The organism is Opitutus sp. ER46 (genome assembly GCF_003054705.1).
In the GTDB taxonomy this organism is placed as follows: Bacteria; Verrucomicrobiota; Verrucomicrobiia; order Opitutales; family Opitutaceae; genus ER46.
The window spans coordinates 273,774-293,309 of the sequence record NZ_QAYX01000017.1; the positions used below are offsets into that span (position 1 = coordinate 273,774).

Annotated in this window: 14 protein-coding genes; 11 read left to right on the top strand and 3 right to left on the bottom strand. The window is 67.3% G+C overall.

All coding sequences use genetic code 11. The features are described 5' to 3' along the window. Window positions 1-49: 49 nt before the first annotated feature. Window positions 50-265 carry a hypothetical protein gene (locus DB354_RS03425; protein WP_107834019.1) on the bottom strand — a complete coding sequence of 72 codons (216 nt, stop codon included), beginning with the start codon at window positions 263-265 and terminating at the stop codon, window positions 50-52. A gap of 62 nt (window positions 266-327) precedes the next feature. Then, the gene (locus tag DB354_RS03430) at window positions 328-1,398 is read right to left on the bottom strand and encodes a D-alanyl-D-alanine carboxypeptidase family protein (protein WP_107834020.1); all 1,071 of its coding nucleotides are present in this window, start codon (window positions 1,396-1,398) and stop codon (window positions 328-330) included. A gap of 174 nt (window positions 1,399-1,572) precedes the next feature. Between DB354_RS03430 and DB354_RS03435 the strand changes: the two genes are divergently transcribed. The 3 genes from DB354_RS03435 to DB354_RS03445 all read left to right on the top strand — a co-directional run bounded on the left by DB354_RS03435 (window position 1,573) and on the right by DB354_RS03445 (window position 4,024). Beyond that, window positions 1,573-1,905 carry a DUF4405 domain-containing protein gene (locus tag DB354_RS03435; RefSeq protein ID WP_107834021.1) on the top strand — a complete coding sequence of 111 codons (333 nt, stop codon included), beginning with the start codon at window positions 1,573-1,575 and terminating at the stop codon, window positions 1,903-1,905. 71 nt (window positions 1,906-1,976) lie between these two features. Further along, window positions 1,977-2,645, top strand: a complete 669-nt coding sequence (locus DB354_RS03440) for a response regulator transcription factor (protein ID WP_107834022.1) — start codon at window positions 1,977-1,979, stop codon at window positions 2,643-2,645. Further along, complete coding sequence (locus DB354_RS03445; protein ID WP_107834023.1) at window positions 2,642-4,024, top strand: ATP-binding protein; 1,383 nt, start codon at window positions 2,642-2,644, stop codon at window positions 4,022-4,024. The genes DB354_RS03440 and DB354_RS03445 overlap by 4 nt, the downstream gene beginning before the upstream one ends. 49 nt (window positions 4,025-4,073) lie before the next feature. Here the strand turns inward: DB354_RS03445 and DB354_RS03450 are convergent, their stop codons facing one another. Further along, on the bottom strand, window positions 4,074-5,543 hold the full coding sequence (locus DB354_RS03450; RefSeq protein ID WP_107834024.1) for an arabinose isomerase: 1,470 nt from the start codon (window positions 5,541-5,543) through the stop codon (window positions 4,074-4,076). Window positions 5,544-5,807: 264 nt separating this feature from the next. Between DB354_RS03450 and DB354_RS03455 the strand changes: the two genes are divergently transcribed. The 8 genes from DB354_RS03455 to DB354_RS03490 all read left to right on the top strand — a co-directional run bounded on the left by DB354_RS03455 (window position 5,808) and on the right by DB354_RS03490 (window position 19,070). After that, the gene (locus tag DB354_RS03455; RefSeq protein ID WP_158277344.1) at window positions 5,808-8,222 is read left to right on the top strand and encodes a glycoside hydrolase family 2 TIM barrel-domain containing protein; all 2,415 of its coding nucleotides are present in this window, start codon (window positions 5,808-5,810) and stop codon (window positions 8,220-8,222) included. Between the two features lie 53 nt (window positions 8,223-8,275). Further along, window positions 8,276-9,814 carry a sialate O-acetylesterase gene (locus tag DB354_RS03460; protein ID WP_107834026.1) on the top strand — a complete coding sequence of 513 codons (1,539 nt, stop codon included), beginning with the start codon at window positions 8,276-8,278 and terminating at the stop codon, window positions 9,812-9,814. 129 nt (window positions 9,815-9,943) lie between these two features. Further along, window positions 9,944-12,007, top strand: coding sequence for a beta-galactosidase (locus tag DB354_RS03465; protein WP_107834027.1), 2,064 nt, complete (start codon window positions 9,944-9,946; stop codon window positions 12,005-12,007). 213 nt (window positions 12,008-12,220) lie between these two features. After that, window positions 12,221-14,296 (top strand): beta-L-arabinofuranosidase domain-containing protein, encoded by a 2,076-nt coding sequence (locus tag DB354_RS03470; protein WP_107834028.1) that lies wholly within the window; start codon window positions 12,221-12,223, stop codon window positions 14,294-14,296. Window positions 14,297-14,318: 22 nt separating this feature from the next. Further along, the gene (locus DB354_RS03475) at window positions 14,319-15,587 is read left to right on the top strand and encodes a ribulose-bisphosphate carboxylase large subunit family protein (protein ID WP_107834029.1); all 1,269 of its coding nucleotides are present in this window, start codon (window positions 14,319-14,321) and stop codon (window positions 15,585-15,587) included. A 26-nt stretch (window positions 15,588-15,613) separates the two neighbouring features. Further along, window positions 15,614-16,921, top strand: coding sequence for a four-carbon acid sugar kinase family protein (locus DB354_RS03480; RefSeq protein WP_107834030.1), 1,308 nt, complete (start codon window positions 15,614-15,616; stop codon window positions 16,919-16,921). A 67-nt stretch (window positions 16,922-16,988) separates the two neighbouring features. Next, window positions 16,989-17,651, top strand: coding sequence for an aspartate/glutamate racemase family protein (locus DB354_RS03485; protein WP_107834031.1), 663 nt, complete (start codon window positions 16,989-16,991; stop codon window positions 17,649-17,651). 207 nt (window positions 17,652-17,858) lie between these two features. Beyond that, window positions 17,859-19,070, top strand: a complete 1,212-nt coding sequence (locus DB354_RS03490; protein ID WP_343205543.1) for a bile acid:sodium symporter family protein — start codon at window positions 17,859-17,861, stop codon at window positions 19,068-19,070. The last annotated feature ends 466 nt before the right edge of the window (window positions 19,071-19,536 follow it).

Sequence of the window (19,536 nt, forward strand, 5' to 3'; positions counted from 1 at the left end):
CACAAAAAAGGCCGGGGGCAAATCCCGGCCTCGGACGCCGCGGGGCGGCTTACCCTTTCGCGAGCTGCTTTCGCAACTGGTCGAAGATCGAGTCCATCTGCGGCGTGGGCGCCAGTTCCTCCGGATGCGCCGCGAGCCGGTTTTGAATGGCCACGAAGTCTTCCGCGGTCTGCCGACATAGCGCGGAATCGCCGGGATTGGCCGACTGCCGGCCGACTTCGGACGTGAGCCTGCTGGTCTGGTTGATCCGATCCACGGGATTCATGGCCGCCGAGTTAGGCAGGGATCATTCGCAAAATACAGGTGAAAATCCGCCGGGTGGCGAAACTACTTCCTCGGGAGCGGAAAAGTGATGCTCGGCTGCTCCGGCGTTCCCGCCGGCGCCGAGGGAGAGCCGGCGGCAGGGGCGGCCCGCCCGGGCTCGATGGCGATCACTGCGGGTTTTACGTATTTGGCGCGTTCGGACGCAAACGTGGGGCCTTCAGTCGGCAGCGCAGCGAACGCGCGCTCGAGCGTCTCGATGGTCTTGCGGTCCCGCGAACGACCGTAGTCGAGCTGACCACCGGGCCCGAGGGCGCCCATGATGACCACAATCACGCGCCGGCCATTGCGTTCGGCCGTGGCGCTCAGGCAGTACCCGGCATCCTTCGTGAATCCCGTCTTCAGCCCATCCACGCCGTCAACTTCACCGACGAGCTTGTTGTGGTTTACCATCTGTAGCGGGCCCTGCTTGCGGAGCGGGCCAAAGTCGCGCTGACGGACCGACGAGTACTTCAGGACATCAGTGTGGAGCAGCAGATGCCGGCAGAGCACCGCGAAATCCCGCGCCGTCGTGATGTCGCCGTCGGCGGTGCGGCGGGTGGAGGGCGGCAGTCCGTGCGGCGAACGAAAGGTCGTCTTCGTCATGCCGAGTTCGCGGGCCTTCTGGTTCATCAACGCGACGAACGCGTCCCGCGAACCGGCGGAGACGCGCGCCAGGGCATGGGCGGCGTCGTTCGCGGACTGGATCATCATCGCGTAGATGAGCTCCTCGACCGTGAAGCTCTCCCGGGGATCGAGGTAAACCTGCGTTCCACCCATTCCGCAGTCGGACTTGTCGATCTTTACGACCGTATCGAGGCTGAGGTTGCCGGCGGCGAGTTTGTCCGCGAGGACTGCATACGTCATCAACTTGGTCATGCTGGCCGGCGCGCCCACCTCGTCGGCATTCTCTTCCACCAGTACCGCTCCGGACGTGGCGTCCGTGGCGATGATGCTGCGGTAGGTAGGCTGGGCCTTGGCGGCACCGGACTTGGCGCGGGCGCCGGCGGCGTGAGCGGCCGGCAGCGCGGCCACCACCGCGACGAGGACAAGGAGTCCACCGAGGATGCGGGTGCGGAAGCGAGACGAGAAAACCATCCGCGCGACAAAGGGGAATTTCGTCCGCCGGGCGAGTCAAAAGGCGGGGCGGCCGAAGGGTGGCTGGTTGACCTTTGGTGGCAAAGGGTTAGGCGCTGCCGGAGCGGCGTGGCCAATTCTTCGCCGGCGTAATGCGGCCGTAATGTTCGATCCGGTAATCTTGGCGCCTCGAACATGAATGCGTCTCTTCCTTCCAAGCCTTCGCTCTCTCCCTTTGTGGCGGTCGCCTTTGCCGTGATCTCCATCACCGGCGTGCTCCTGTTCTTCCACGTGAAGAACGGCCCGATCATGGTGCTGCACGAATGGTTCGGCTGGGCCTTCGTCATCGCGGGCGCCGTCCACGTGCTGCTGAACTGGCGCCCGCTGCTCGGCTATCTGAAGCTCCGGCGCGGCGTGCTGTCGCTCACGGTTGCGCTCGTGCTGGTGGTCGCGCTCGGCGCGCTGGGCTGGAATCACCGCGGCGGGCCGCATGGCCGCCCTATGGTGGCGCAGGGCGGCACCCCGTGAGCGGGGCGGGATCCGAGTGCCGGCACGCCGCCGGCTTCCCATCGGCCGGAGAGCTGCTACGCTCCCGGGCCATGAGAGTACTTGTGGTCGAGGACGCCCCGCGCTTGCAGCGCGCCGTGGCCGCGGCCCTGCGCCATGCCGGCTATGCGGTGGATGTCGCCGGCGACGGCGAAGAGGGCCTCTGGCTGGCGCAGGCAAACGCGTACGATGCCGTCGTCCTCGACTGGATGCTGCCCAAGCGCGACGGCCTGACCGTCCTCCGGCGCCTGCGCGAGTCGGGGCAGGAGACCCACGTGCTGATGCTGACGGCGCGCGACACGGTGGCGGACCGTGTCACCGGGTTGCAGGGCGGCGCGGACGATTACCTCGTAAAGCCGTTTGCGCTGGAAGAACTGCTGGCGCGCGTGGAGGCGCTCTGCCGACGCGCGTATGGCCGCAAGAGCAGCCGCCTCGAGGTCGGGCCGCTGGTGCTGGATACGGCGGCGAAGCGCGCCTTCGTCGCGGACGCTCCGCTCGAACTCTCCGCGCGTGAGTATTCGCTGCTCGAGTACCTGGCGCGCCGCGCCGGCGAGGTCGTGCCGCGGCACGAGATCGAGGCGCACCTGTACGACGAACGCGTGGACCCGATGAGCAACGTGGTCGACTCGGCCATCTGCCTGCTGCGAAAGAAACTGGGCACGCCTTTGATCCACACCCGGCGGGGCCAGGGGTACGTGCTCGCCGTGTCGCCGGCGCCATGACCTCCATTCGCCGCCGCCTCGCGCTCGCGCTGTGCCTCGGGCTCGGCGTCCTCCTCCTGCTCGGACTGGGCGGGCTCTATTGGGGCCTGCGCGGTGCGCTCGTGCATCAGTTGGACGAGACGCTTCTGGCCATCGCCCACGACCTCGAGGCGGACCTCCGGCGCGGCGAGACCCCGATGATCGATTCCGCGCCGCCGCACAGTCGCGATCCGCGGCGGGGGCAGCGCTACTTTTTCCAGATTGCCGACCACGAGGGTAAGGTGCTCCACGCGCAGGGCCTCGCGGATACGGCCTATTTTAGCCCGCGGCCGGAACGGCGTGGCGGGCCGGTGTTCGGCGATATCGTCCTGCCACAAGGCGAGCCCGGCCGCGCCTTGTTGCTCATGGCCAAGTCCGTGTCCACGGCGGGGGGACCGCTCCGGATTGTGGTTGCCACCGATCGGGAGGCGCTGGCGCACGTGCTGGGAACGCTCGTCGTTGGTATCTCGGTGCTGGGTGTCGCGCTGATCGCCGCGATCGTCGCCTTCGTGCTCTGGGCGCTTCGGCGGGAGCTCCGGCCGATCGACCGGCTGGCGGGAGAAGCGGCGGCGATCGATGCGCGGTCGCTGGATCGCCGGTTCCGGCTGGATGGGCTGCCGGCGGAACTGCGTCCGATTGCCCTGCGCCTGAACGACCTGCTCGCGCGGCTCGAAGAATCCTTTGCCCGCGAGCGGCGGGTGAGTTCGGACTTGGCGCACGAACTGCGCACGCCGCTGGCCGAACTGCGCGTGCTCGCCGAGTCGGCGCTGAAGTGGCCGGACACGCGGGACCCGGAGAGCGATCGGGACGTCCTGGCCATCGCCACCCACATGGACGCCTTGCTCAGCCGGATGCTGCTGATCGCCCGCAGCGAGGAAGGGCGGATCGCACTCACGCTCGAAACCGTGGCGGTGGACGCGCTGGTTCGGGAGGTGTGGTCGCGGCTCGAGGAGCGCGCGCAGGCGCGGGGGATCGTGCCGTCGGTCGCCTGGACGCCGCTGCCCGCGAGCGCGGATCGCGTGCTGCTGCGCTCGGTGATCACGAATCTCCTCGAGAATGCCGTCGACTACACCGCCCAGGGCGGCGCGCTCACGATTGCGTTTCAGGTCGAGAACCCGGCAACGGCGGTCGTCGTGATCACGAACGCGGTGGCGGACCTTTCGCCGGACGAGGTTCCGCGGATGTTCGAGCGCTATTGGCGGAAGGACGCCGCGAGAGGTTCCGGCGCCCATTTTGGACTGGGCCTGGCGCTGACGCAGCGGTTCTGCGTGGCGATGGGGTGGAGCATCCAGGCCGAGATGCCGCAACCTGGACTGTTGGCGATGCGCGTTCGCGGACCGCTGGCCGCGCCCGGCCGTTGAGAGTCGCGCGGGCCGGAGCGGCGGCGGCGGGCGGGGCGTGTGCGCGGGCTCAGACCACGCGGATGCAGGCGAGCCCGAGGAGCTGGGCAACCTTCTCGAGTTTGGCCGTCACGTGGCCGATGCCCACCGCGCAATGGTGCGCCGGGCCGTGGGCGTTCCAGCGGTTGACAAACTCGCGGGCGCCGCAGGCGAACCGGTACCGGCTGTTGGTGTTGCCGATTTCCAGAATCGGACCCGCCACCGATTCACCCTCGGCGCACAGCAGCGCCAGCTTGCCGTCGGCACCCTCGACGATCGAGAGCAGCGTGACCGGGCCGTGCCGGACGGCCATCTCGACCGACAGGCCGCGGCCAACCTTGCCGTGGTAAACCTTCAGCGGGCGGACCTTGGTCTTGCCCTCGGCGATGCGGATGTGCCCGGGGCCGTCGTGCCCCATGAGGACGACGTCGGCCTTGAAATCCATCGCGTAGTACTCCGTGAACGAGCCGCCCACGCCGAGGAGATCCATGATCTTCATCGCCTGCACATTCTTCACTTCGTACTCGCCGGCGACGGGTACGCCCTGGCCGGTGAGCAGCGAGGTCCCGAGAATGATCGAAGCCAGCGTGGTCTCGTTCTCCGCCACGCCGGTGCCCTTGTAATAGTAGGCCATCGAGCCCAGCCGGTAGCGGCGCACCATCTGGTCGAGCGCGAGCGACGTGCGGGCTGCCTCAGCCAGATCGTCGGCTTCACAGTCCGACTGGACGTCGAAGGTCTGCCGAATCTCGGCCACCCGGCGGGTGATCTCCGCGGCGGGGACTTCCCGACGGAGCGCGGCCAGTTCGTCCACTTCGAGTATCTCCACTTGGGTGCCGAAGGTGGCACACTGGAGCGTCACGTCGGAGTAGATGTCCAGCATCCCGCTGTAGTAGTGGCCCATGAGACCGAGGCGGTTGTCGCGCATGCCGGCGACGACGCGCGCGGCCTCGACCCACCCATCGATCTCGTTCCAGCAGACCGGATCGTCCTCGAGGACGCCCGTCACCTGGTGGAACGGAATGCCCGCGCGTTTGAAGACGTTGGCGATTTCCGGGACTGGGCAGGCGGCGCAGTAGGCGAGCCACTCGCCGGTCATGCGGGTGCGGTCGCCGAGTTGGTTGAAACGGGCGTAGTCGATCGCCGGTTCCGGGGCGAGATTCAGGACGATCACGGGGACTCGTGCCCGCTGGATCACCGGCAGAACCGTCGAGGAGAGCGCGTAGGTCGTGACGTAGAGGAACACGATGTCGACGTCGGCGCGCCGGAGTTCCCGGCCCGCGCTTTGCGCGCGATCCGCCGAGTCCACCAGGCCGACGTTCACAATCTCGACGCCGGGACGACTGAGCTTGGCGCCAACGCGTGCCAGGTACCCTTCGAGCCGCTCCTTGAGACCGGCGAACTGCGGCCAGTAGGCGTCGAGGCCGATGCCGAAGAGCCCAACTCGGAGCGTCGGGGAGGTGAGGGAGGGCGAGGCGGGGGAAACGGGTGAGGATGGGGCCATGGGAGGAGTTTTGCTCGGGTTGACGCGGGCAGCGAAAACTCCGGGACGGTCACATGCGACGAGAATAGTCATTCATCGAGGCGTGCGGAATCGTACCGTTTCCGGTGCCGGCGCGTCTTTCGAGTGCGCGTCAGCGCCGGTCCGATTTCAGCCTTCATCCCTTGGCCTTTCCCGCTTTGTTTCTGTCTGCGTATGAGCCGATGCCCCTCGTCCCCCCTTTCGCTTGGTGCTGCTCGCGACGCCCGTCGTGTCCGCTTGGCCACCGTGCTACTCCGTCCGATTCTTTGGGTCCTGCCGTTCCTCGGCGCGACCCTGGCCGCCCGCGACGTCGTGCCGCTGACCGCCGGCTGGGAGTTCCATCTGGGCGACGTGCCGCAGGCGAGTGCCGCCGACTTCGATGCGACGACCTGGGCCCGCGTCGATGTGCCGCACGACTGGAGTATCGGGCTGCCGAAGGATGAAAAGGCGCCGTCCTCCGGGGGCGGCGGGTTCTTCCAGACGGGGGTGGGCTGGTACCGGCACCATTTCCATGCGCCTCGGCAATGGCGCGGGCAGCAGGTCGCCGTCGAGTTCGAGGGTGTGTACATGAACGCGGAGGTCTGGCTCAACGGCGTCAGCCTCGGCCGTCAGCCCTACGGCTACAGCGGCTTCCGCTTCGACCTGACGCCGCAGCTCAAGCCAGGCGCGGACAACGTGCTGGCGATTCGCGTCGACAACTCCGCCCAACCCAATTCCCGCTGGTACACCGGCTCGGGTATCTACCGGCATGTCCGGCTGATCGCCACCGGTCCCGTCTACGTGGCGCCGGACGGGCTCTTCGTTTCCACCAAGCGACTCACCGCGGGTGAAGCCGTCCTGCTCGTTCGCCGCGAATTGCGCAGCGCCCACGCCCGGGCGCAGCGGGTCGCGGTCGAGACCCGGGTCCTGGATGCCGCGGGTCACGAAGTGGCGAAACAACGCGCCGAACTGGAAATTCCTGCCGGTGGAACGCAGAGCGCCGACATCGAGCTGACCGTCGCCCACCCGCGAGCGTGGTCGCCTGAGACTCCGGTACTTTACCGGGCCGTCACGCGCGTGTTCGCGGGGCGCAAGGTGCTGGACGAAGTCGAGGTCACGTTTGGCATCCGGACCGTCCGCGTCTCGGCCGAGCGGGGCTTTGAACTGAACGGCCGGTCGCTGAAGCTCGTCGGCGGTAACGTGCATCACGATCACGGTCCGCTCGGCGCGGCGGCCTACGATCGCGCGGAGGAGCGGCGGGTGCAGTTGTTGCGGCGCGCCGGCTTCAATGCGGTCCGCACGTCGCACAACCCGCCGTCTCCCGCTTTCCTCGCGGCCTGTGATCAGCTCGGCCTGCTCGTCCTCGACGAGGCGTTCGACGGCTGGGCGAGCGCGAAGAACAAACAGGACTACAGCGTGTACTTCAAGGAGTGGTGGCCGCGTGACCTTGCGGCGATGGTGCGGCGCGATCGGAACCACCCCTCGGTCGTGTTGTGGAGCATCGGCAACGAGATGTACGAGCGTGGGAACGCCAAGGGCCTCGCGTTCGCCCAGCAGATGCGCGCTTGCATCCGGGAGCTGGATGACACCCGGCCGGTGACCGCGGGCATCAACGGCCCGGGCAAGGACGGCGATTGGACGAAATTCGATCCGCTCTTCGCGACGCTCGATGTCGCGGGCTACAACTACGAACTTGCCCGGCATCCTGCGGATCACACCCGCGTTCCCGAGCGCGTGATCCTGGTCACGGAGTCATACCTCAACGAGACGTTCTCGGTCTGGGCCGCCGCGCAGGATTTCCCCTACATCATCGGCGATTTCGTCTGGAGTGCGCTGGACTACCTCGGCGAGGCGGGCATCGGCCGCGTGTTTCCGCCCGGCGCACCGATCGTGAAGCACTGGGAGGGCAACCTGTTCCCATGGCATGGCGCCGCCTGCGGCGACATCGACCTCATCGGGCAACGGCGACCCTCCTCGCACTATCGCGCGATCGTCTGGGATCGCGGCGAGAAACTCTACGCCGCCGTGCTCGTGCCGTCGCCCGACGGCCGGCCCTGGGGCGTGTCGCCCTGGGCGCTGCCGCCGGCGCTCGCGAGCTGGACCTGGCCCGGCCAGGAGGACCGGGAGCTGAACGTCGAAGTCTACTCCCGCTACGAGCGCGTGCGGCTCTACCTCAACGGCCGTCTCGTGGGCGAGAAGCCGACCTCCCGTAATGCGGAGTTCAAGGCAACCTTTGCCGTGCCGTATGCTGCTGGCGTGCTCAAGGCCGTGGGCGTCCAGGGTGGGCGCGAGGTCGAGAGCTTCACGCTCGAGACTGCCGGGGTACCGGCCAAGCTCCGGCTCACCGCCGATCGTCGCGTCGTGCAAGCCGACGGGCAGGACTTGGTTTTCGTCGACGTCGAGGTGACGGATGCCGAAGGCCGCTGGGTCCCGACGGCGGACACGAGTGTCCGGTTCACGGTTGATGGACCGGCGATGATCGCCGGGGTGGGCAACGCCGACCTGACCACGATGGAGACCTACCAGGCTAATCCGCATCGGACTTTCCAGGGGCGCGCGCAGTTGATTCTGCGCACCGGCGCAAAACCGGGGACCATCAGCCTCCGCGCGCAGGCGGAGGGCTTGCCCGAGTCCCGCCTCGAGATGCGATCTGAACGCGCCGCCAAACCTGGTTCGCGTTGATGCATCGCCCCCCGGCGCTTCGCCGAACCGCCAACCCCCGTCGTCTACTCCTCATGCGCGCTTCCGGATTCCTTGGGCTGCTGCTCTTCACCTATCTGGCCGTCGCCGTGCGGGCGGAGGTTCGCTGTGCCGCCGTGTTTGGCGATCACATGGTGCTCCAGCGTGATCGCCCGGTGGCGATCTGGGGCGAGGCGGCGCCGGCCGAAGCGGTGACGGTTGAGTTTGCCGGCCAGACGCGGGCGACGACCGCCGATGCCGGCGGGCATTGGCGTGTTCAGCTGCCGGCCATGCCAGCCAGCGCGGAACCGCGGACACTCACGTTGCGCGGGACGAACACAATGACGCTTACGGACGTGTTAGTGGGCGAGGTCTGGCTTTGCTCCGGCCAGTCCAACATGGAGAAGCAGTTGGGCCCGCGCGGGGGACAGAAGCCGACCGACAACTACGAGGCTGAGATCGGCGCGGCGGATCATCCGCTGCTCCGGTTGTACCAGATGCCCAAGCACGGCCGGCCACAGAAGAAGGTCCTCGGCTTTACCTGGGTCGTGTGCACCCCGGAGTCGGTGGTGCGTACCGAGTTCTCGGCGGCGGGTTACTATTTCGGCCGTGAACTGGTCCGGGAGCTCGGGGTGCCGGTCGGCGTCATCAACGCGAGTTACGGTGGCACTCAGATCGAGACCTGGCTGCCGGAAGGCGCGTTCGCGCGGTCGGACGCGCTGCGCGAGCTGCGTCACGTCACCTACAAGACCTGGGTGAAGGGCCTCCAGGCCACCGAGCTGTTTCAGAGCATGATCACCCCGCTCGTGCCTTACACGCTGCGCGGCTTCCTCTGGTATCAAGGCGAGAGCAACCTGATGCAGTCGGAGGGCGCGATCTACACCGAGAAGATGCGGGCGCTAGTTGAAACGTGGCGCGAAGCCTGGGGCCAGCCCGAAGCGCCCTGGTACTACGTCCAGCTTGCGCCGTTCACCTATTCGCAGTGGACGAGCTTTCCGCGCCACCAGACGCCGGAGGCATTGCCGGTGTTCTGGGAGGCGCAGCGCGCGGCGCTTTCGGTGCCGCATACCGGGATGGTCGTTACCACGGATCTGGTGGCGGACGTGCGCGACATCCACCCGACAAACAAGCGGGACGTCGGCCTTAGGCTGGCGGGGCTCGCGCTGGCCGAGACCTACGGCCGCGAACGGCTGGCGCGCAGCCCGCAATTCCGCGCTCTGGAACGACGGGCGGATGGCAGGCTCGAAGTCCGGTTCGCGGACGCCGGGACGGGGTTGCGCACGCGCGACGGTCGGCCGGTGTCGGATTTCCTGGTTGCCGGTTCCGACCAGCGGTTCGTGCCCGCGATGGCCGAGATCGAGGGGGACCGCGTGATCGTGAGCTGCCCGGAGATCAAGGATCCCGTGGCGGTGCGCTTCGCCTGGCGCGAGACGGCAACGCCCAACCTGGTCAACTCGGCCGGGCTGCCGGCGATGCCATTCCGGACCGACACCTGGCCCGTGGTCTCGGATGCGCCCAAGCCTCCGGCTGAACCCAAAGCTCCGACGCCGGCGCCTACCGCCGATCACGGAAAATCCGGCGCCGTCCGTCAGTAGGGCAGACGAAGACCCGGAAATTTGCGCGCTAGTTTGGCCCTCGTCACCTGCGCTCCTGATTCCGCCTTCCGTTCTCCCGCTTCAATCACCGCCTGCAGCCCCCAACCCCCGTCCCTCGTGCGATCTGTCATGAAATCCGTTCCCCGCCTTCTCGCTGTGCTCTTCGCGCTCGCCGTCTTCTCCGTGGCCGGCCGGGCCGCCGGGCCGGGCCCGCTCCTGCTCGGCTCCGCGTGGTACCCGGAGCAGTGGCCGGAGGAGCGCTGGGACGCAGACCTCAAGCTGATGGCCGATGCCGGCATGCACATGGCGCGTATCGGCGAGTTCGCCTGGAGCAGCATGGAGCCCGAAGAAGGGCGCTACACGCTCGACTGGGTCGAGCGGGCAATCAATGCCGCGGCCCGGCACAACATCGTCGTTGTTCTCGGCACGCCGTCAGATGCGCCGCCGGCCTGGCTGACCAGCAAGTACCCGGAGACGCTGCGGGTGACGGAGGCCGGCGTGCAGATCCGCCACGGCTTTCGGCGGCAGTTCAACTACACCAGCCCCAAGTACCTCGAGCTCAGCCGCCGCATCGCCGAGGAGTTGGCGCGTCGCTTCGGGCACCATCCGAACGTCATCGGCTGGCAGATCGGCAACGAGTACACCGAGGACTCCTTCGACCCGCACTCGCGCCAGCTCTGGCACCAGTGGCTGCAGCGCAAGTACGGCACCCTGGACCAGCTCAATCACCACTGGATGACGGCGTATTGGAGCCAGACGTACAGCGCGTGGGACCAGATCCCGATGGAGACGGGGCGGAGCAACCCGGGACTCCTGCTCGACTACAAGCGGTTCGTCACCGAGCAGTGGGTGCACCTCCAGCGCAACCAGCTCGAGGTTATCCGCGCCCACGCCGACCCGCGCCAGTGGATCACCACGAATCTCGGCGGGCTGGGATGGGCGAACCGCTTCAACCGGACTGACATCGCCGCGGACCTGGACTTCATTTCCTGGGACACGTACGTGGGCCAGGGCCACCTGAATCCCACGCGCATTGGCGCGACCCACGACCTCGTGCGCGGGTGGAAGCGGAAAAACTTCTGGGTGATGGAAATCCAGCCCGGTTTCGTCGACTGGGCGGGCATCGCCAACTCGCTCGACAAGGGCGAGACCCGGGCCGCGGTCTGGGAAGCGGTCGGCCATGGCGCCGACGCGGTCGCCTTCTGGCAATGGCGCGCGGCGCTCAACGGCCAGGAGCAATACCACGGCGTGCTCGTCGGGCCCGACGGTGAGCCGGTGCCGTTCTACGAGGAGGCCAGGCAGCTCGGCGCCGAGTTCGCGCGGGTGGGGCCCGCGCTCGCCGGTACGTCACCCGAATCGCAGGTCGCCATCCTGCACGATTACGACAGCCGCTGGGCGATCGATTTTCACCTGCACTCCAAGCGCTACGACCAGATCGAGACCCTCCTTGGCTACTACGCGGCGCTGCGCGAACTCACGCAGTCCGTGGACATCATCGATCCCCGGGGCGGACTGGAGGGCTACAAGCTCGTGGTAGCCCCGAACCTGAATGTCGTCTCGCCGGAAATGGCGCGGCGCCTCGAACAGTATGTCCGGGGCGGTGGGCATCTGCTGCTGGGGCCGCGTTCGGGGCTCATGAACGAGTACAACGCCCTCAGCACGCTCGGGCAGCCCGGCCTGCTGCGCGACCTGGTTGGCGCGAAGGTGGAGCAGTTCTACGCGTTGCTCGACGACGTGCCGGTCTCCGGCCGCTGGGGTGACGGTCGCGCGACGATCTGGGCGGAGTATCTCCGGCCGCTCGCGCCCGACGCGACCGTGACCCTGACGTACGGTCGCGCCAATGGCTGGCTCGACGGCAAGCCGGCCATGGTCAGCCGCAAGCTCGGCAAAGGCACGATCTCGTATCTTGGGGCTCTGCTTGAGCCGGCGATGATGCAGCGCGCGGCCCGCGACCTGGTGCAGGCCGCCAGTGTCAATTCGCCCACGATCCCAGTGCCCGCTGGCGTCGAGGTTTGCCGCCGGGTGGGGCAGGGCCGCGAGGTCTTCGTCGTCATCAACCACAATCCCAAGCCGGTCGTGCTCGACCTCCCCGTGGGGTGCAGCGACCTCCTGCGACCGTCCGCCCAGGAGCGCATCGAGCTCCCCCAATACGACGTGGCTGTCCTGCAGCGCAATCCCGCCAAACCCAACTAAGCCAGCTCCGTGGCGTTCGGCGGCTCCACCTCGGCGCCCGGCCTTAGGATGCGGCAGATAATTGCCGCAAACTCGGGAGAACCCGCCGGAAAATTGGTCTACGCTGAAGGCGCCGCAGCTCCGCTCGGTCCAGCCTTGTTCCCCCTGTCCCGGACCCGCTCGCGCGGGAAAAGCCCTCAACCGCCTGCCTCGTTGCTCCCGTTTCCCGGTCTCATGAAGCTTCCGTTTGCCCTCGGCCTTTCGTTCCTGACGGCCCTCGTTCCGCTCACGCTCCGCGGCGGCGAGCGGTCGCTCATCGACACGACCCGCTCGCCCGCGGCGAAGATGTACATGGTCGATCTCGCCGACGTGAAATGGACCAGCGGGTTCTGGGCCGAGCGCTTCGCGGCATGTCAGCACACCATGGTACCGCATCTCTGGGAGATCTTTCAGAGCGATACCGACAGTCACGCCTGGGCGAACTTCCTGATCGCGGGTGGCGTGGAGTCCCGTGGCGACAACAAGTTTCACGGTCCGCCGTTCAATGACGGCGACTTCCTGAAGTGGTTCGAGGCCCTGGCCCAGGTTTACGCGGTCACGCGCGACCCCGCGATCGACGCGCAGATGGACCGCATCATCGCCGTGGTGGCGAAAGCGCAGCGCGAGGACGGCTACCTGCACACCCAGACGGTCATTCCCCAGCGCCAGGGCGACCCGAAGGTGAAGGAGTTCGCCGACCGCGAGCACTTCGAGACCTACAACATGGGGCATTTGATGACCGCCGCGTGCGTTCACTACCGCGTGACGGGCAAGACCACGATGCTCGACCTGGCGCGCAAGGCCGCGGACTACATCGACGGGCTCTGCACCCGCGTGCCGGAGGAACTGGCGCGCAACGCGATCTGTCCGTCGCACTACATGGGCGTGATCGAGCTCTACCGCGTGACGCGCGAGCCGCGCTACCTCGAGCTCGGCCGGAAGCTGATCGAGATCCGCAGCCTCGTGCCGGCGGAGGTCGGAAGTGACTACAACCAGGACCGCCTGCCTTTCCGCGAACTCACCACCGCGGCGGGCCACGCCGTGCGGGCCAACTATCTCTATGCCGGAGTCGCCGATGTGTTCGCCGAGTCGGGCGACGCCACGCTCCTCCGCACGTTGGGCGTGCTGGCCGACAACGTCGCCGGGACGAAACTCTACATCACCGGCATGACCGGCGCGCTCTACGACGGGGCGTCACCCGACGGCGCGAAGGACCACAAATCGATCCAGCCGACGCACCAGTCCTACGGTCGCGACTACCAGTTGCCGAACCTCACCGCCTACAACGAGACGTGTGCGACGATCGGATACGCGATGTGGAACTGGCGCATGCTCACCTTGAGCGGCGACGCCCGGTATGCGGACCTGTTCGAACAGTCGCTCTACAACGGCGTGCTCCCCGGCATCAGTCTCGAGGGCAAGGACTACTTCTACGTCAACCCGCTGCGGAAATCGGCCGACTTCCAGTGGCCGATGCGCTGGTCGCGGAGCCGGATGCCGAACATCAAGTCGAGCTTCTGCTGCCCGCCCAATGTCGTGCGCACGATCGCCGAGGCGCACAACTACGTGTATTCGCTCTCGGCCGATACCCTCTGGGTCCATCTCTACGCGGCGAGCACGCTGGATACGGCGTGGACGGATGGCGCGCGGATCCGGCTGCGGCAGGACACCAACTATCCCTGGGACGGCGCGATCAAGTTCACCATCGACGAAGCGCCAGCGCGTCCGATCAAGGTGCGGCTCCGGATCCCCGGCTGGTCGAAGCCCGACCGCGCGGTGGTGACGGTTAACGGCGACGCCCTTGCGGACGGTTTGGGCGGGCGGCCCGTCCCGGGCACGTACTTTGACGTGACCCGGACCTGGAAGGCGGGCGACACGCTTGAGCTCAAGATTGCGTTTGCACCGACGGTCTGGGAGGCGAACCCGCTGGTGGAGGAAACGCGCAACCAGGTCGCGGTGCGTTACGGCCCGTTGGTGTACTGCCTCGAGCAGAACGACCTGCCCGAGGGCGTGAAGCTGGACGACGTGTCCCTTGGGCGCTGGCTCAAGGCTGGCGAGTGTCGCACCGTCCCGCTGCAGATCGTGAACGCGAACGTGCTGGCACTGAAGCTGCCCGGCTGGACGCAGGAAGCGCCGGCGTGGGCGGCTGGCGAGCTGTACCGCGAGGCGACCCTGGGACGAGTGCGTCGGACCGAGCTGACCTTCGTGCCCTATTTCGCCTGGGGCAATCGCGGAGACACCGACATGTCGGTCTGGATTCCCGCGCGCTGAGCCAACCGAACCCTTGAGCCCCATGGACCGAGTTGTTGCGCATTACCTGATCGAGACGCCGCGGGATGTCGGGCAGGCGGCCGCGGCGCTGGCGGGCGAGCAGTCCTCCGGCACGTTCGTAGCCGTGCCGGGTGAGACCGAGGAGCTGAAGCAGCGGTTCGCCGCGCGGGTGGAGCGGATCACGCCGCTCGAGGACGTGGCGCAGTCCTCGCTGCCGGGAGCGCGGGGTGGCGGTGCGGTGTATCACCGGGCGGAGATCGCGGTCTCGTGGTCGATCGAGAACTTCGGCGCGAACCTGCCGACGCTCGTCTCGACCGTGCAGGGCAATCTGTACGAGCTCGCGCAGTTCTCCGGCCTGCGGCTGGTTGATCTGGAGCTGCCGCCGGGGTTCACCGCCAGGTATCGTGGGCCCCAATACGGCGTGGACGGATGCCGCGAGCTGACCAAGGTCATGGGCCGTCCGCTGATCGGCACCATCATCAAGCCGAGCATCGGCATGACGCCGGCCCAGACGGCCGGCTTGGTTGCCACGCTGGTCGAGGCGGGCATCGACTTCATCAAGGACGACGAGCTGATGGCGGACCCGCCGCATTCGCCGTTCGACGCCCGGGTGGATGCGATCATGCGCGTGATCAATGCGCACGCGGAGCGCACCGGGAAGAAGGTGATGTACGCGTTCAACATCACGGACGAAGTCGAAGCCATGCGACGGCACTACGACAAGGTGGTGGCGGCGGGCGGCACGGCCGTGATGCTGAGCCTCAACAGCGTGGGGCTGACCGGCGCGAAGCAGATCTGCGACCAGGGGCAGTTGGCCATCCACGGGCACCGCAACGGCTGGGGCATGTTGAACCGGCACCCGCTGCTCGGGATGGACTTTCGCGCGTACCAGAAGCTGTGGCGGCTGGCGGGCGTCGATCAGCTCCACGTCAACGGCATCGCCAACAAGTTTTGGGAACCGGATGACTCCGTGGTGCGTTCGATCGCCGCGTGTCTCGCGCCGATGGCGGGTGGTGTGAATGGCAAGCTCCGGCCCGTGCTGCCCGTTGTGTCGTCGGGCCAGTGGGGCGGGCAGGCGCCCGAGACGTTCCGACGGACGCAGACGCTTGACCTGCTCTACATGGCGGGCGGCGGCATCATGGCGCACCCCAGCGGGGCCGGGGCGGGCGTGCGTTCGCTGCAGACGTGGTGGGCGGCGGCCGCCGAGGGCCTGACTGCGGCGGAGGCGGTGAGCCGGTATCCCGAACTCCAGCCCTCTGTGGCGAAGTTCGGTGGAGGCCGGGTGGGCTGAACGGCTGGCGAGCCAACGAGGCGCGCATGAATTCCTATCTGGCGTATTACGGCGACGACTTCACGGGCTCGACGGATGCCTTGGAGTGGCTGACGCGCGCGGGATTTCGCACCGTCCTGTTCACCGGGGTGCCGACGGCGGAGCAGTTGCGGCGCTTTGGCCAGCTCGACGCGGTGGGTGTGGCCGGTTGCACCCGGGCGCTGGCGCCGGGCGCGATGGCGGCGGAGCTTCAGCCGGCTTTCGCGGCGTTGCGTGCGCTGGGCGCCGCGCACGTGCACTACAAGGTGTGCTCGACCTTTGATTCGGCGCCCCACGTGGGAAGCATTGGCCGGGCGATCGAGCTGGGGCGCGCCGCCTTTGGCGGGCCGTTCGTGCCGCTGGTTGTGGGGGCGCCAGCGCTGGGACGTTATTGCGTGTTCGGAAACCTGTTCGCGCGCTTCGGCATTGGGAGTGCGGGGGCGGTCCATCGGCTCGATCGGCACCCGGCGATGCGCCGCCATCCAGTTACGCCGGCCGACGAAAGCGATCTGCGGCTGCATCTGGCGCGGCAGACCGGTTTGCCCGTGGGCCTCTTCGATGTTCTCGCGCAGGAGCTGGAGCCGGCGCGCCGTGACGCTGAACTGGCCCGGCTGGTCAGCGAAGGGGCCGAGATTGTCCTGTTCGATGTGATGGAGCCGGCTCATCTCGAGCATATCGGCGCGCTGCTGGGCCCCCTGGGCGAAGGCGATCGCCCGCTATTCTCCGTTGGCTCGTCCGCGATCGAGATGGCGCTCGGTGGATACGCTCAGCAGACGGGGCGCGTGACGCCGCGCTCGACGTGGGCGGAGGTCGGCGCCGTATCCTCGTTGTTGGTGGTGTCCGGCAGTTGCTCACCCGTTTCGGTGCGCCAGATTGCCTGGGCGGCGAACCATGGTTTTGCAGAGGTCGGGCTCGCACCGGATGCGGACGAGGCTGAAGTGACGGCGGCGATCGCGACGGCGACGGCGCATCGGCGGGAGGGCCGTCATATCGTCGTGCATACGCGGCCCGATCGGATCGTGGCGGCGCCGGTGCGGCCGGAGTGCGTCGGCGCGATGCTCGGTCGCGTGGCGAAGGCGGTGCTCGGCGCGACGCGCGGCAAGCGCCTGTTGATCGCCGGTGGCGACACCTCGAGCTACACGGCGCGGACGTTGGGCATCGAGGCGGTGGAGATGATTGCGCCGCTCGCCCCCGGCGCCCCGCTGTGCCGGGCCCATGCGGCCGCTGCCCCGATCGACGGGCTCGAGGTGAATTTCAAGGGCGGCCAAGTCGGCGCGGAGGACTATTTCGGCGCGGTCGCGCGTGGCGCGCTGTGAACGCGGCCCATCCCTTGCGTCGCTCGAATCGGTCTCACCGCCCTGTAGTCCTTCTTCTGTTACTGTCATGCCCCTCAAAACCCTCGGTCTCATTCATACTTCGGCGACGCTCGTTCCGGTCTTCGCGCAACTTTGCAGGGCGAAGCTGCCTGGCGTGGCCACGTTCAACATCGTTGACGACAGCCTGGTGCGCGCGATCGGCGCGCGCGGTGCGCTGACGGCCGATATTGCCCGTCGGGTCGGCGCGTACATCACGTCCGCGGAGGCGGGGGGGGCGGATCAGATCCTGGTGACCTGCTCATCGATCGGGCCGGCGGTCGAGGCCTCTGCCGCGTTCTGTGGTGTGCCGGTCCTGCGCGTCGACCAGCCTATGAGTGATCAGGCCGTGCGGACGGGGCGGCGTATCGGGGTGATTGCGACGCTGCCGACGACGCTGAATCCGACGTCGGACCTCGTGCGCCGGCGCGCGGCCCTGGCAGGGCGGGAAATCGAGCTGCAGTCGCGACTGTGCGAGGGGGCTTTCGAGGCGCTGATGAGTGGCGATGCGGCAAAGCATGATGCGATGGTGGCGGACGCGCTGCGGCAGTTGTCGCGGCAGGTGGATGTGATTCTCCTGGCGCAAGCGTCGATGGCCCGCGTGGTGGAGACGCTGGCGGAGTCGGATCGCCGGGTGCCGATTCTGGCGAGCCCGGGCATCGCGATCGACTTTCTGGCCGCACACATCGCCTGAGGACTAAGGAAAGGTTTCTCCGATCGGAAGGGGCGCGCGCAACTCCGACCGGCGGAGCCCCGGAGTGGCCCGGGGGGCAACGTTTGGCGCGCGCCTGGACTTTACCCCGTGACTGCTGAAATAACCCCGCAAAACCCGGCGACCGCGCCGGACATCATTCGTTGGCGCAAGGCGTGCCTTTACGTCGTGCCTTGGGCGCTTGTCGCGGTGGCGGCGGGCGTGATCTCCTGTCGCGTCGGGCTATGGCAGGGCGGTGCCGTGGTTGCGAGTGTGGCGCTCGCGCTTGGGCTCGGGGCGATGCCGGCGACGCGCGGCTTTCAGTTTACCGGGTGGATCGTTGCGGCCGTGACGGCCAGCATGTGTTTCCCGTCGGCGTTCCTGCACTGGGGAAGTTTCGATCTGCGGAACAAGTGGGTTATCCTGCTCGTGGTGCAGTTGGTGATGTTCGGAATGGGCACGCAGATGAGCCTTGCGGATTTCAAGGGCGTGGCGAAGACCCCGCGCGGCGTGCTCGTGGGCATTGTGTGCCATTTCTCGATCATGCCGCTGGTAGGCGTGGCGTTGACGAAGGTCTTCGCGTTTCCGCCGGAGATTGCGGCCGGCATCATCCTGATCGGCTCCTGCTCGAGCGGGCTGGCGTCGAACGTGATGGCCTATCTCGCGGGTGCGAACCTCGTGCTTTCGGTGACGGTGACGGCGATCACGACGCTGGTGGCGCCGTTCATGACCCCGCTGTTGATGAAGCTCTTCGCGGGGACGCTCGTGGAGGTGAAGTTCGTCAACATGATGATGGAGATCATCAAGATCGTGATTGTGCCGATCGGGGCGGCGTTGCTGCACGACTACCTGAAAACGGCCTCGGCGACCGGACGGCGGTGGGTGCATGTGATCGCGGTGGCGGCGGCGCTTTGGCTCGCGATGCTGGCGTTGGGTGGGTGGGGCTGGGTGGCGGGGCAGGTGGGCGAGTCGGCGCGGCTGGTTATCGGGACGTTGGGATTCTTCCTGGCGGCGGTGCTCGTGGGGCTCCTCTATCACGTCGCCGTGCGGCGCTGGCCGGCGATTGGGCGCAAGATGCCGCTCGGGTCGATGGCGGGAATTGTGTATTTCACGGCGGTGACGACTGCGGCGGGCCGGGACAACCTGCTGCAGATCGGGGCGCTGCTGTTCGTTGCGGCGGCGTTGCACAACGCGGCGGGCTACTTTTTCGGCTACTGGCTGAGCCGCGGCGCGGGCCTCGACAAGAACTCGGCGCGGTCGGTCGCCTTCGAAGTGGGGCTGCAGAACGGCGGCATGGCATCCGGCCTCGCGGGGTCGATGGGCAAGCTCGCGACCGTGGGTCTCGCCGCCGCGATCTTCAGTCCCTGGATGAACATCTCCGGCTCAATCCTCGCCAACTACTGGCGCCGCCGCAAAGCCTAGCGCCCGCGTGAGGAAACCGCCTGGAGCCACCAAGAGGGACAGGCCTCAATCAATCAGGGGACAGGCCCAAAATCGGGCACCCTAGGAACCAATCAGGAGACAGGCCCAAAACCGGGCACCCTAGCAGTTACTAGCAGCTAACTGGGGACAGACCCTCTTTACCACGGGGCCAAAACAGGGGCCAGACCTATCTGGCCTATGCCGAAACAGGGGACAGGCCTTCATTGCTGGAGGTAGCGGTGCTTGCCAAGGTCAGACCCTATGGCGCTGGTGGTGAGAAGCTGGAAAGAAGAACTAGGGGACCAGAAATACTCTTGGATGGGGGGCGTCGGTCGCGGTTTATGGCGATATTGTAGGCGATGTCTCTGCGACGGGAGTAGCCGATATGAGGTAGTCGCTGCGAAGTAGATGTATTTCGTGGGATATTGAAATGCTGATAGTGGTAATAAAAGATTGTCGAAGAGAA

Excerpts from the sequence above, each read along its gene's own strand:
- DB354_RS03425 (WP_107834019.1), bottom strand. The coding sequence starts at position 265 with ATGAATCCCGTGGATCGGATCAACCAGACCAGCAGGCTCACGTCCGAA.
- DB354_RS03430 (WP_107834020.1), bottom strand. The coding sequence starts at position 1,398 with ATGGTTTTCTCGTCTCGCTTCCGCACCCGCATCCTCGGTGGACTCCTT.
- DB354_RS03435 (WP_107834021.1), top strand. The coding sequence starts at position 1,573 with ATGAATGCGTCTCTTCCTTCCAAGCCTTCGCTCTCTCCCTTTGTGGCG.
- DB354_RS03440 (WP_107834022.1), top strand. The coding sequence starts at position 1,977 with ATGAGAGTACTTGTGGTCGAGGACGCCCCGCGCTTGCAGCGCGCCGTG.
- DB354_RS03445 (WP_107834023.1), top strand. The coding sequence starts at position 2,642 with ATGACCTCCATTCGCCGCCGCCTCGCGCTCGCGCTGTGCCTCGGGCTC.
- DB354_RS03450 (WP_107834024.1), bottom strand. The coding sequence starts at position 5,543 with ATGGCCCCATCCTCACCCGTTTCCCCCGCCTCGCCCTCCCTCACCTCC.
- DB354_RS03460 (WP_107834026.1), top strand. The coding sequence starts at position 8,276 with ATGCGCGCTTCCGGATTCCTTGGGCTGCTGCTCTTCACCTATCTGGCC.
- DB354_RS03465 (WP_107834027.1), top strand. The coding sequence starts at position 9,944 with ATGAAATCCGTTCCCCGCCTTCTCGCTGTGCTCTTCGCGCTCGCCGTC.
- DB354_RS03470 (WP_107834028.1), top strand. The coding sequence starts at position 12,221 with ATGAAGCTTCCGTTTGCCCTCGGCCTTTCGTTCCTGACGGCCCTCGTT.
- DB354_RS03475 (WP_107834029.1), top strand. The coding sequence starts at position 14,319 with ATGGACCGAGTTGTTGCGCATTACCTGATCGAGACGCCGCGGGATGTC.
- DB354_RS03480 (WP_107834030.1), top strand. The coding sequence starts at position 15,614 with ATGAATTCCTATCTGGCGTATTACGGCGACGACTTCACGGGCTCGACG.
- DB354_RS03485 (WP_107834031.1), top strand. The coding sequence starts at position 16,989 with ATGCCCCTCAAAACCCTCGGTCTCATTCATACTTCGGCGACGCTCGTT.